Below are 12,461 nucleotides of genomic sequence, written 5' to 3'. Positions count from 1 at the left end.
TCACCTCCAAGGGCCGGCGCTGGCGGCGCCGGCCAGCTGTACTCAGCGGACCTTGACCGTGCTCAACTCTGCGCCATCCTCGCTCATCACGTGGGTGGCGCAGGCCATGCAGGGGTCGAAGGAGTGCAGGGTGCGCAGGATTTCCACCGGCTGGTCGGCCACCGCCACCGGGGTGTTCATCAGGGCGGCCTCGAAGGCGCCGATCTGGCCCTTGGCATCGCGGGGGCTGCCGTTCCAGGTGCTCGGCACCACGCACTGGTAGTTCTCGATGCGCCCGTCCTTGATGCGAATCCAGTGGCCTAACCCGCCCCGTGGTGCGGCCACGGTACCGACGCCCTTGGCTTCCTTCGGCCAGGTGGCCGGGTCCCATTTCTCCACATTGGCGGTGGCCCGGTCGCCATTGCGGATATTGGTCATCAGCTCAGTCCAGTCATCGACCATCATCTCGGCGCAGTACTCGGCTTCCAGGGCCCGGGTCAGGGTCCGGCCAATGGTGCTTGGCAGTACCTGCTTGGCGCTGTAGTCGGTTTCGGGCAGGCCCAGCAGCTTGGGGACGCCGTGGTTGACCGCTGCCAGGGAGCTTTCCAGTTGCTCCTTGACCCGCTGGCAATGCGGGTTGCCCTTGAGGGCATGGGCGTAACCGAGGATGTAGCGGGCCAACGGGCCGACTTCCATCGCATGGCCGCGCCAGCGGGGTGACTTGACCCAGGAGTACTTGGCGCTTTCGTCGATTTCCTCGATGGCGGTGCGACTGCCCTTGGTCTTTGCCCCTAGCTCGTAGTGGGCTTCGGTGATGCCGTCCCAGGGGTGCAGGCCCTTGTCGTTGTCCGGGTAGTTGTACCAGGAGTGGGTGACGAACTCTTGGACCTGCTCGGGATCGCGCGGGTCGACCGGGAGGATCTCGTCCCAGTTGCCATTGAGGATCGCGCCGCCCGGCAGTTGGTTGGTGCTCTCGTCGTAATTGACCTTGGCGTAGGTGCCGTAGTCCATGACGTTGCTGGCGGCCAGGCCGCCGCCGTGCAGCCAGCCTTTCTGTTTGTAGATGGTGCCGATGGCCAGCACATCCGGCACATAGACATTGCGGCAGAAGGTCAGGGCTTCATCGATGCGCGCGCGGACAAAGTTCAGCCGCTCCATGTTCAGTGGTGCGCCGGCCGCCAGGTCACCGTCGATATTGATGGCGCAGGGCACGCCGCCCACCAGGTAGTTGGGGTGCGGGTTCTTGCCGCCGAAGATGGTGTGGATCTTGACCCACTCTTTCTGCAGGTCGAGGGCTTCGAGGTAGTGGGTCACGGCCATCAGGTTGGCTTCGGGCGGCAGTTGGTACGCCGGGTTGCCCCAGTAGCCGTTCATGAACGGGCCGAGCTGGCCGCTTTCGAAGAATTTCTTCAGGCGGTTCTGCACATCGCGGAAATAGCCCGGCGAGGACAGTGGATGGGACGGCGAGACTTTCTGTTGCAGCTCGGAGGTCGCCTTCGGGTCGGCCTTGAGTGCCGAAACCACGTCCACCCAGTCCAGCGCATGCAGGTGATAGAAGTGCACCGCATGGTCGTGGACCTGCAGGGTCTTGGCCATCATTTCACGGATCAGGTGGGCGTTGGGCGGGATGCGGATACCCAGGGCATCTTCCACCGAGCGGACCGACGCCAAGGCGTGGCAACCGGTGCACACACCGCAGATACGTTCGACAAAGGCCCAGGCATCGCGTGGGTCGCGGCCCTTGAGGATAACTTCGAGGCCGCGCCACATGGTGCCGGTGGAGACCGCATTGCGGATCACGTTATTGGCGTCGAGGTTGACCTCGACCCGCATATGCCCCTCGATACGGGTCACGGGGTCGACGACGATACGCCGGCCGGTGTTGTTCAGGTCGAAACCCTGGGTCGAGTAATTGCTCATTGATGGTTGATCCTGTCGTGCGATGGGGCATCTGACGAAGCGCTGGAAGCCTGGTTGCCCGCGCGCTTGAGCGCGGTCACGGCGGCGTGGGCGGTGATCGCGGCGCCGACCACGGCCCCGGTGGCCAGGCCGATCTGGTCGGCGTTGGCTTCCACGCCGAAGACGTTGATATCGGTCAGGCGGTTATAGAACGAGCCCTTGTCCCAGAAGCCTTCCTCCGAACAGCCAATGCAGCCATGGCCGGACTGGATCGGGAAGCTCGTGCCGCCGTTCCAGCGCACGGTGGAGCAGGCGTTGTAGGTGGTCGGGCCCTTGCAGCCGACCTTGTAGAGGCAGTAGCCCTTGCGCGCGGAGTCGTCGTCCCAGGCCTCGACAAACTGCCCGGCGTCGAAGTGCGGACGGCGATAGCATTTGTCGTGGATGCGCTGGCTGTAGAACATCTTCGGCCGGCCCTGGCGGTCGAGTTCGGGGATGCGGTCGAAGGTCAGCATGTAGGTGATGACCCCGGTCATCACTTCGGCAATCGGTGGGCAGCCAGGCACCTTGATAATCGGTTTGTCGGTGATGACCTTGTGGATCGGTACGGCCTGGGTCGGGTTCGGCTTGGCCGCCTGCACGCAGCCCCAACTGGCGCACGAGCCCCAGGAAATAATGGCCTTGGCGTCCTTGGCGACGCGGCGCAACTGCTCGATAAACGGCTTGCCGCCGATGATGCAGCTCATGCCGTCCTGGTTCAGTGGCGGGTTGCCTTCGACCGCGAGGATGTAGTTGCCCTTGTACTTGGTCATGACCTCTTCAAGGATCGCTTCGGCCTGGTGCCCGGCCGAGGCCATCAGGGTGTCGTCGTAGTCCAGGGAGATCATTGACAGCACCACGTCCTTGGCCAGCGGATGCGCGGAGCGGATAAAGGATTCCGAGCAGCAGGTGCATTCCAGGCCATGGAGCCAGAGCACCGGGGTGCGCGGCTTGTTCTCCATCGCCCAGGCGATCTGCGGCATAAAGGCCGGGCCCAGGCCCAGGGAGGTCGCGGTCAGCGAGCAGAACTTGAGAAAGCTGCGCCGGGAGATGCCCTGCCTGCGCATCACCTCATAAAACGTTTCGATCACGGATATTTTCTCCCCAGGGTCTGGCGTTGAGTACGCCCGAGCACGGGCCGGCGGATGGCTGTCGGGTGCGCGGGCGTGGATGGCAACGGTTGGGTGCCATCGGTTGTTTTCTGCGTTATCTGAAGGGCAGTGCAGCCGGGCGCGACGGTAAGGCAGGCTGCAAGCGGCATGGGTCGTTCAACTGGATAAGGCAAGTTGAGGAGGTCAGTACAAGACCTGTGCCATTTCGTCGCGGGGTCGCCTACGACTTTGGTCTAGGCGCTGGCCCGCGGGTTTCAAGGGGGATGGGGCAGGGAGAGACGCGCAGGTGGGGGGGCGGCATCAGCGTTTGTGGAAGGTAGGTTTGCATTGCTGCCGGCAAAGTGAAAACCAACCTTCCACTGCCGTCTTCAAGCAGCGCTGTACTCCAGGCGGTCATAGCCCTTGTAGCGATAGAACAGCAGCGAAGCGATCCAGGTCGTGGCAAACAGGCCGACGATCAGGTAACCGATCAGCCCGAAGTCTTCGTTCACGGCAGCGACAAAACCCCAGAACGCGCCTTCCAGGCCCAGGTGTTCACCGATCAGGCCCAGTGCCTCGACCCCGCCGATCAGCAGCGCCACCAACACCGAGATCGAGGTGATGGTCAGGTTGTAGTAGAGCTTGCGCGCCGGCTTGACCATGGCCCAGCGATAGGCGCCGGTCATCATCACGCTGTCGGCGGTGTCGACCAGGGCCATGCCGGCGGTAAACAGCGCGGGGAAGACCATGATCGAGGCCAGGGGCAGATGCTGCGCCGCCTGGGTGGCGGAGATGGCGAGCAGGCCGACTTCGGTGGCGGTATCGAAGCCCAGGCCGAACAGGAAACCCAGGGGGTAGAGCTGCCAGCTGCGGTTGATCAGGCGGAACAACGGGCGGGCGGCCCGGGCAATAACGCCGCCGCCGAGCAGCGCGGCGTTGAGCTCCTGCTCACCGAGACGCTCGCCCCGGCGTACCCGGCAAAAGGCCTGGTAGACCGAGCGCAGGATCACCAGGTTGATCAGCGCGACCAGTAGCAGGAACGTGGCCGATACGGTGGTGCCGATCAGCCCGCCGATGCCGTGGAACGCCTCCAACTGGTCCTTGAAGGCGTGGGTGGTCAGGGCGATAAACAGCGTGGCGAGGATCACGATGGTGCTGTGGCCCAGGGAGAAGAACAGGCCGACGCTGGCGGTGGGCTGGCCCTGTTGGATCAGCTTGCGGGTCGCGTTGTCGATGGCGGCGATATGGTCGGCATCGACGGCATGGCGCAGGCCAAAACTGTAGGCCAGGAACGCGGTGCCCAGCAGCAGGGGGAAATCGCGAAAGGCGACGAAGGCCCAGATCCACACCAGGACATTGACCACCACCAGGGCGGCCAGAATCAGCGTGGCATGGCGCTTGAACAGGGGCGAAAGAGGGGCTGAGAGAGGGGCAGGGGCAGACATGGGCACTCCGTTCGTATGAAGTTTTTTTTATTCTTCATACAAGCGGCATGCCAAGGTGCACATGCAGGTGTTTGCCGCGCTGGATTGAGCGGAGCAAGACTGCCGCACCGCGTCATGACAAGACCTCCACACTTGAACACTTGGTCGATTCGGCATTCCTCGTGTTATGCCTTAAGATAGCCGGTTGCCGAAAGAACCGTCATCGCCATGAAGGGCTTTCATCCTTTAAAAAGAAGTGTGGTGACGATGAACAAGCCTTTTATTTCGCTGTGCCCTGAAATTACCCGGGCGCACGCGCTGACGTTGATGGATTGGTTGGAGGATGAGCGGGTTACCTGCTATCTGAGCGACTCGCGGCATGTCTCCCGTTCCATCGAGCAAGTCATCGATCGGACTCAATTGCCGATCTTGACCCATCTATTCAACCGGGGCGGCCGTTTCTTCATGGCCTATGACCGGCATGACACGCCAGTGGGCTTTGTCCGCCTCATCAAGACCGGCGCAAACTGCGAGATCGTCCTGGTCATCGGCGACAGCGACAAATGGGGTCGCAACCTGGGCGTGCGGACGATCCGCGAGGGCATGAAACTGGCCTTCCTCGACATGCGGGCCGAGAAGCTCATCGCCAAGATCCACCCGGACAACGCGCGCTCGCTGAAAGCCTTTCTGCGCAGCGGTTTTGTGCTTGAGAGCGAAACAACGACCTTGAAGTCATTTGCCATGACGGCGGGGCGCTATCTACAGCGCTTGCGCGAAGGGGCCGTTAGCGACGCCACCAGGATCTACATCACTGAAATCGACAAGGCCCGGCTTGAGAGCCTGATCGCGCTCGAGCAAGGCCCGGCCGTGGTTGAACTCGAACATGAGCTTGAGCGCGCCATTGTCGTCAAGCCTCAGCAGGTGGCGTGCAATGTCGTCACGATGAACTCCAGGGCGTTGCTGCAGCTGGACGACGAAGAGATCGAAGTGGCCTTGGTCTACCCGGAAGACGCGGACAGCAACGCCGGCAAGCATTCTGTGTCTTCCGATATCGGTGCTGCCATCCTGGGCTATCAGGAAGGGGACGCCATCGATTGGCGAATTGCTGATCGGACCCGCCGGATCGAGATCAGGAAAGTGCTTTACCAGCCGGAGGCTGCGGGCCATTTCCACCTGTAGTTGCGGCTTTCGCCCAGTGTTCATCCGCCAGGCGCGAGGACGCGGCTAGACCGGCAACTGCAGCACAAACTCGGCCCCGCCCAGCGGATGGTTGCTCACGCTCAGGCGTCCGCCGCAACGCTCGACAATGCTGTAGCTGATGGACAGCCCCAGGCCGGTGCCCTTGCCCACCGGCTTGGTGGTGAAAAACGGCTCGAAGACCTGTTGCAGGTGTTCTTCGGCAATCCCCGGGCCATTGTCACGCAGGCGCAGGGTGGTCCCGCCGGGCTCCTGTTCCAGCTCGATCCACAGCCCGGGCCGTTCCTGGCCGGCGCTTTGGGCGGCGTCGTAGGCGTTCTGCATCAGGTTCATCAGCACTTGCAGCAATTGCCCGCTATTGCCATGAACGCAGATGTCGGCGCCGGGTTGCCATTGCACGTGCAGGTCCGGGGCCACGCCTCGGCCAACCCAGTGGATCGCCCGCTCGATCACTTCATTGAGTGACACCTCGCCCAGCGCCTCGCGATCCACCGCCGAGAAGCGCTTGAGCGCGCTGACGATATCGGCGGTGCGCTGCGCGCCTTCCATGGTGCCGTCGACCAGCGACGGCAGGTCGGCCAGCAGGGGGTCGATCCGCAGTTGCCGGCGCAAGGCCTCGCGATCGGCGAGGCAGGCATCGCCATGCACGGCTTCGAGATAGCGTTGCAAACGCTCGCGATAACCGCCCAGCACATGGGCATTGGCCAGGACAAAGCTGATGGGGTTGTTCAGCTCATGGGCGACCCCCGCCACCAGGCGCCCCAGGGACGCCATTTTTTCCGCGTGCAGCAGTTGTTGCTGGGTGCGCTTGAGAGCTTCATGCGCTTCGTGCAACTGGCGGTAGGCGTGCTTGAGTTCGCCCAGCGGCCGCCCGACCAGGACATGGCCGATGCAACGGCCATTGGCGGTGCTGCGCACGGTGCAACTGATGTCCACGGGCAGCGCCGCGCCGTCGCCACCCAGGAAGTTCACTTCCAGGGTGGCGCTGGCGCCACTGCGGCGCAGGCCGGCCAGGGTCGTGCGCAGGCGGTGGTCGCTGTCGGCATCGGCCAGCAACCCGTACAGCGGGCTGCCGAGCAGGGCCTGTTCGTCGCGCCCGACCCATTTGCGCAGGGCGTGGTTGGATTCCTCGATGGCGCCATTGAGGTCGCAGGCCAGCAGTACATCGGACATTGAGGAGAGCAGCCCGGCGATAAATTGCTGGGACTGTTCGAGCTCGGCGTTCTTTTCCTCCAGGGCGATTTCATCCTGCACCAGGCGCGAGTAGACCTCGTCCATTTTGCCGATCACTTCCAGCCAGGCGTCTTCGTCTAGGGTGCCGGGTGGTGGCTTGCGTGTCATGGCCTCAGCTCTTGGGATGCAGGTGCGGATGGGCATGGTCCTGGCCGTGGGCGTCGTGGCGCTCTACCGGGATCAGGTTAAGCCGGCCATGGCGCACGCCACGTTCGGCGCACAGGCGCTGGGCAAAGGCCCGCACCTGGTCGGCCGGGCCTTTGAGCAGCAGGCTTTCCAGGCAGTGGTCATGGTCCAGGTGACAGTGCTGGCTGGCGATGGTCAGGTGATGGTGGTCGTGTTGCAGGGCCATGACCCGTTCGGCCAGGGTCCGGGCATGGTGGTCGTAGACAAAGCTCAGGTTGGCCACGCAGTGCGGCGCCTGGTCCTGCTCCAGCCGGGCTTGTTCGATGTGTTTGCGCAGGATGTCGCGCAGGGCTTCCGAGCGATTGCCGTAGCCCTGGGCGCGGATCAACTGGTCGAGGTCTTCGGCCAGGCGGTGGTCCAGTGAAATGGTCAGACGTTCCATGGCGTTTCCCGGGTCAGTGCACCGTGCAGACCATGCACGGGTCGAAGGAGCGAACAATATGCTGCACGGCCACCGGGGTTTTCTCGCCGGGCCGTACGGGTGCGCCCTGCAAGGCTTGTTCCAGCGCGCCGGGCACGCCGTGGGCATCGCGCGGGGAGAAGTTCCAGGTGGTCGGGGCAATGATCTGGTAACCGGCGATCCGCCCGTTTTCCACCCGCAACCAGTGGCCCAGGGCGCCCCGTGCGGCTTCGTTGAGGCCGACGCCCTGGCCGTGGTCGGGCAGGGACGCCGCCAGGTAGTAGGGCTCGCCGGGGCGCAGGGCCAGCAGCCAGCTTTCCATCAACGGTACCACTTGGGCCAGTTCCAGCAGGCGCGCCAGCACCCGGGTATAGACCGAGGCGCCGCAGCGCGCCACCGCGTCGCGGATCAGCGGCTGGCCGGCGACCAACTGGCGGGCAATGGCGCCGGTTTCCAGTACGCGCCCGTCCAGGCGCGGGGCCTTGTTCCAGGTATAGCCGCCGGCCTTGTCGGCCTCTGGCAGGGTTTCGCCCTGGCTCGGGTGCAACGGCCCGGCCTGGTCATCCAGCCAGGCATGGCTGGCGTCTTCGGCAATACTGTCCAGGTCCAGCGCTTCGGGCTGGCCGGTCCCGGCATTCCAGACGCCGCGGGGGAACACCAGGCGCCCGCCGGGCAGCGGGTAGGCGCCATAGGACATAAACAGCCCGGGCCCCTGGCCCATCTGTGCCAGGGCGCAATCCTCGACCATTTCCAGAAAGTGCCGCAGATCGCCCTGGCGCGGGGCCTGGGCATACCAGTCCCAGAGCTGGCGCTCCGACTCCAGGGTGCTAATCAGTTCCAGGGGCGCGGCGAACAGCTCGGTTTCGAGAAACTGGCGGAACTCGCGCACCCGGGTCAGCAAACGCAGGCGTTCGGCGCTGTCGATGGCCCGGGTCGAGCCGCCCGGCTGGATTGAGCCGGTATGCGGCCACTTGCCGCCCAGGGTGCCGATCAGGTCGAGCCAGCGCTTGCGCGCGCCGATGGCCAGGCGCTGCTGGCTGCCGGTATGGGGCGTGAAGCGCGCCAGGGCGGCAGCATGCCAGGGCCGGTCGGCATAGATGGGGCGGACAAAGTCGGGCATGAAAAACAGATAGAAGTGGCTGAGATGGTCGGCCAGGTTCTCGGTCGCGGCCATCAGGTTGATCGCCAGCAGGCCATTGTCCGGCGGCTGCACGCCGGCGAGCGCGGCGAGGGCGCGGGCCGCGCTGATCGATTGCGAGACCGAGCAGATCCCGCAGATGCGCGGCGCGTAGACCAGTGCGTCGAGGGGCGCATGTCCGGCGAGGATCTGTTCGAAGCCGCGAAACATGGTGGCGTTGACCTGGGCCGAGCGGACCTGGCCGGCCTCGATTTCCAGCTGGACTTCCAGGTCGCCTTCGACCCGATTGAACGGGCCGACCAATAGCCGTGACATGGGGCGCTCCTTCAGCGGCGTGGCGTGCGAATGGCCGGGGCGATCAGGGCATGATCGGACGTGGCGTTCTGTTTGACCCGTTTGGGCGTCGCCGATTTGGACAGGGCCGACAGCGCGACAAACCAGGCTTTGGGCATATCGGTCGGCAGGCCGATGGGGATCCCGGCGAGCTTGGGGGTCAGGCCAAAGGCGTGCCCCGGCTCCTCGAAACCTGGCGCGGTGCAGTTGATACAGGCGTAGCCGCCACGCGTACACGAGCCTTCACCGTTCCACAGGCGGGTGTTGCAGTCGCCGTGGGCCTGGGTGCCCTTGCAGCCGAGGTTTTCCATCATGCAGCCCAGGTCGGAGGGTTTTTCCGCGCTGGCTTTGTATTCGTAGTATTCGTTGCGGGTGCAGCCGTGATGCACCAGTTGGTCGGCGTAGAAACGCGGCCGGCCAAGGGCATCCAGATCGGCTTCGGCAAACAGCCCGGCGGCCAGGGCCATCAGCGTGTCGGTGACCCAGCCAGGGTGGGTCGGGCAGCCGGCGACATTGATCACCGGCAGGCCCTGGCGCGAGCGGTAGTCGCTGCCCAGCAGGCCGCCGCGCTGGTCGCCGTCAAACTGCAGGCCACAGGCATCGGTGGGGTTGCTGCCCGCCGCAGTAATGCCGCCAAAGGCCGCGCAGGTGCCGATGCCCAGGGTGTATTCGGCCACGGCAGCGAGGCGGCGCACCCAGTCGATCATCGGCGTCGCGGTGCCGGCCAGCATGTGGAAGCGGCCGGTACCGTTGGGCCCGCGCAGCAGCGAGCCTTCGATGCACAGACCGTGCAGCGGCGTGCGGCCGTTCAGGCAGTCGTCGAGGATGGCCAGCACCTCGTCGCCGCTTTCCAGGGACAGGGAGGGGTGCCACAGCAACTCGATTCCGGCGCTGCGCCACATCCCTGAAAAGTCCTGGGTATCGGCGCATAGCAGCGACATATTGCAGCCGCCACAGCCACCTGATTGCAGCCAGAGCACATTGAAGGGCGTCTTCATCAGGATTCCTCCAGGCCCAGACGGCGCAGTTTCTGCCGCAGGCCGACCCGCGACAGGCCCAGCTCGCGGGCGGTATGGGTCTTGTTCCAGCGGTTGCGCAGCAATGACTCGCGCAGGATGTTCGCCTCGATGGCGTCGAGCTGCTCCTGCAGGGTGCCTGCTGACGGGCCGATGCGCGGCGTGCCAGCCGCGGTATTGCCCGGTGCGCCCTGCATGACCCTCAGGGAAAAGTTGCGCGCGCCCAGGCGCGGGCTGTCGGCCAGGGCGGCGGCGCGGAAAATCTCGTTGCGCAGCTCGCGGATATTGCCCGGCCACGGATAGCCGATCAGGCTGGCCAGGGCATCGCCCTCCAGGCTCAGCTCCGGCAGGCCCAGCTCCTGGCGGGCATCGTCGAGCAGCTTGTGGGCGATGGGAATGAGGTCGGCACTGCGTTCGCGCAAGGGTGGCAAGGCCAGGCAGACGCCCGAGAGGCGATAGTAGAGGTCACTGCGAAAACGCCCGGCGCGCACTTCTTCTTCCAGGTCGCGATGGGTCGCGGCGATCACCCGCACATTGACCCGTACCGTGCTGGTACCGCCCACGGGGCGCAACTCGCCTTCCTGCAACACGCGCAGCAGCTTGACCTGGAAGGCCGGCGAGGTGTCGCCGATTTCGTCGAGCAGGACGGTGCCGCCTTCGGCTCGCTGGAACAGGCCGATATGGTCCTGGTGCGCGCCGGTAAAGGCGCCACGTTTGTGGCCGAACAGTTCGGATTCGAGCAGGGTGTCTGGCAGCGCCGCACAGTTTTCCAGGACAAAGGCCTTGTCGGCACGCGGGCTGGCGTAGTGAATGGCCCGGGCCAGCAACTCCTTGCCGGTCCCCGATTCACCGAGTAGCAGCACCGACAGGTCGAAGCGTGCGACCCGCGTGGCCATCTCGCACAAGGCATCCAGCGGCCCGCCGGGGGTGCGGATAATGCGCGCGAAATCGAAGGTGTCGCGCACCCTGGCCAGGGTTTCGCGGCTGCGTTTGCGCAGGGTCGGGGTGCCAGCGCGCAGCTCCAGGTCCAGGTGCTGCATATGCTGGTGCAGCGCCTGGCTCTCCACGGCGTTGCGCACGGTGTTGAGCAGATGTTCGGGCATCCACGGCTTGAGCAGGTATTGATAGATGCCGGCTTCGTTGATGCCGGTAATGATGTCTTCGGCGTCGGTATAGCCGGAGAGCACGATGCGCACCACCTCGGGCCAACGTTCGCGCACTTCCTTGAGAAACTCGATCCCGCTGACCAGGGGCATGCGCTGGTCGCAGAGGATCACCGCGACCCGGTGCTGCTCCAGCAACTCGCGAGCCTGTCGCGCGGAATCGGCCGCGAGCACCTCGAATTCCTGGTTGAGTACGCGGGCCAGGGACTCCCGGGAGCGAAGCTCATCGTCGACCACCAGGATCGTCGGCAGGTCGAAAGGCGTGTCGGGTATCGAGGTCATGGGTCGGCTTGAAAAGAGTGAGCGGTCGCCGCCGGGGCGTGCGGACCGAGGTCAAATCAGGCCGCGATACTAGCATGGCGATTCATGGCCAGTATCGGGATTGTCGGACGAGCCTCAACGACCCGGTCGGGTTTGTAAGACGGGCGAGACACTAAACGGCGCGCCAGCCGTGGCCGATCTGTTGCACAATACGCGCTGATTGTTTTCCTCGGGATTATCGATGTTTAGATCATTTCACCTGCGGGTTGTCGCTCTAGGCTTGTTACTGGCAGGCGCAGCGGGTTGCTCGACCCCCAAGCAGGCCATTTACGAGCATGAGAACTTCGACGATTCCGGGACCTTTTCGCGCAATTACCCGGTCAGTGATGCCGCCTCCTGTGAAGCTGCTCGTCGAGCCTTGCTGAGCCAGGGTTATATCATCACCAGCAGCGATCCCAAGCTGATCAGCGGCAACAAAAGCTTCCAGCAGACCGGCGAGAGCCATCTGCAGATCAGTTTCAGCGTGGTCTGTGCGCCCGATGGCAGTGCGGCGCATCGCTCGACCATGTTCGCCAATGCCCTGCAGGATCGCTATGCATTGAAGAAGGTCAACAACTCCGCGAGCCTGGGTGTCGGGGTGCTGGGTTCGGTGTCGATGCCGATTGGCTCCACCGATGACTCGATGGTCAAGGTCGCGAGCGAGACGGTGTCTTCGGCCAAGTTCTACGAACGCTTTTTCGCCCTGGTGGAGTTGTTCCTGCCACCGGAAGTCAAGCAGGCCGAACCGGTCAGCGAACAGCCCAAGGCCGATCTGGGCGTGCCGGAAGCGCCGCCTGCCAGCGCACCTGCCGTGCCGCCTGCGGCGCCGGTCGTGGCGCCCGAGCCGACCCCAGCCGTCAGTGTCGAGCCGACCCCAGCCCCGGAGCCCGCATCGGCCCCGGTGTTGGAGGATGATCCCGTTACGGTTCCCGCTACAACGCCTGATACGGTCCCCGCGACGGCTCCCGCTACGGCTCCCGCCGAAAGCGCACCGACCGAAACCCCGGCCAGCACACCTTCTCCGGTCGTCCCCCCGGCCCCCTAAAGCGGCAAGCGGCGCAGGCCC

Annotated in this window: 10 protein-coding genes; 2 read left to right on the top strand and 8 right to left on the bottom strand. The window is 64.6% G+C overall.

Features of this window, described 5'->3' with window-relative positions; genetic code table 11:
- Window positions 1–42: 42 nt before the first annotated feature.
- From NPS46_RS07415 to NPS46_RS07405, 3 genes are all read right to left on the bottom strand, one after another.
- A complete protein-coding gene (locus NPS46_RS07415; protein WP_274105782.1) occupies window positions 43–1,899 on the bottom strand; it encodes a nickel-dependent hydrogenase large subunit in 1,857 nt (618 codons plus the stop codon).
- A complete protein-coding gene (locus NPS46_RS07410) occupies window positions 1,896–3,011 on the bottom strand; it encodes a hydrogenase small subunit (RefSeq protein WP_274106041.1) in 1,116 nt (371 codons plus the stop codon). Before NPS46_RS07410 ends, NPS46_RS07415 begins: the two co-directional genes overlap by 4 nt.
- Before the next feature lie 383 nt (window positions 3,012–3,394).
- Entirely contained in the window at window positions 3,395–4,450 is a 1,056-nt protein-coding gene (locus NPS46_RS07405; RefSeq protein WP_274105781.1) for a HoxN/HupN/NixA family nickel/cobalt transporter, read from the bottom strand.
- A 207-nt stretch (window positions 4,451–4,657) separates the two neighbouring features.
- Between NPS46_RS07405 and NPS46_RS07400 the strand changes: the two genes are divergently transcribed.
- On the top strand, window positions 4,658–5,608 hold the full coding sequence (locus NPS46_RS07400; RefSeq protein ID WP_274105780.1) for a bifunctional GNAT family N-acetyltransferase/nucleoside diphosphate kinase regulator: 951 nt from the start codon (window positions 4,658–4,660) through the stop codon (window positions 5,606–5,608).
- 45 nt (window positions 5,609–5,653) lie between these two features.
- On the opposite strand, the gene NPS46_RS07395 is transcribed toward NPS46_RS07400, so the two are convergent.
- Genes NPS46_RS07395 through NPS46_RS07375 form a run of 5 tightly spaced genes read right to left on the bottom strand, consistent with a single transcriptional unit; the run spans window position 5,654 to window position 11,377 of the window.
- A complete protein-coding gene (locus tag NPS46_RS07395) occupies window positions 5,654–6,967 on the bottom strand; it encodes a sensor histidine kinase (protein WP_274105779.1) in 1,314 nt (437 codons plus the stop codon).
- Window positions 6,968–6,971: 4 nt separating this feature from the next.
- On the bottom strand, window positions 6,972–7,427 hold the full coding sequence (nikR, locus tag NPS46_RS07390; protein ID WP_274105778.1) for a nickel-responsive transcriptional regulator NikR: 456 nt from the start codon (window positions 7,425–7,427) through the stop codon (window positions 6,972–6,974).
- Between the two features lie 13 nt (window positions 7,428–7,440).
- Window positions 7,441–8,898 (bottom strand): nickel-dependent hydrogenase large subunit, encoded by a 1,458-nt coding sequence (locus tag NPS46_RS07385; protein ID WP_274105777.1) that lies wholly within the window; start codon window positions 8,896–8,898, stop codon window positions 7,441–7,443.
- An 11-nt stretch (window positions 8,899–8,909) separates the two neighbouring features.
- A complete protein-coding gene (locus NPS46_RS07380) occupies window positions 8,910–9,914 on the bottom strand; it encodes a HupU protein (protein WP_274105776.1) in 1,005 nt (334 codons plus the stop codon).
- Complete coding sequence (locus NPS46_RS07375; protein ID WP_274105775.1) at window positions 9,914–11,377, bottom strand: sigma-54-dependent transcriptional regulator; 1,464 nt, start codon at window positions 11,375–11,377, stop codon at window positions 9,914–9,916. Before NPS46_RS07375 ends, NPS46_RS07380 begins: the two co-directional genes overlap by 1 nt.
- A 220-nt stretch (window positions 11,378–11,597) precedes the next feature.
- On the opposite strand from NPS46_RS07375, the gene NPS46_RS07370 reads away from it, so the two are divergent.
- The gene (locus NPS46_RS07370) at window positions 11,598–12,440 is read left to right on the top strand and encodes a DUF2242 domain-containing protein (protein ID WP_274105774.1); all 843 of its coding nucleotides are present in this window, start codon (window positions 11,598–11,600) and stop codon (window positions 12,438–12,440) included.
- Window positions 12,441–12,461: the final 21 nt, after the last annotated feature.

It is taken from the genome of Pseudomonas putida (genome assembly GCF_028682395.1).
In the GTDB taxonomy this organism is placed as follows: domain Bacteria; phylum Pseudomonadota; class Gammaproteobacteria; order Pseudomonadales; family Pseudomonadaceae; genus Aquipseudomonas; species Aquipseudomonas putida_AB.
This window is presented reverse-complemented; position numbering and strand designations above follow the sequence as displayed.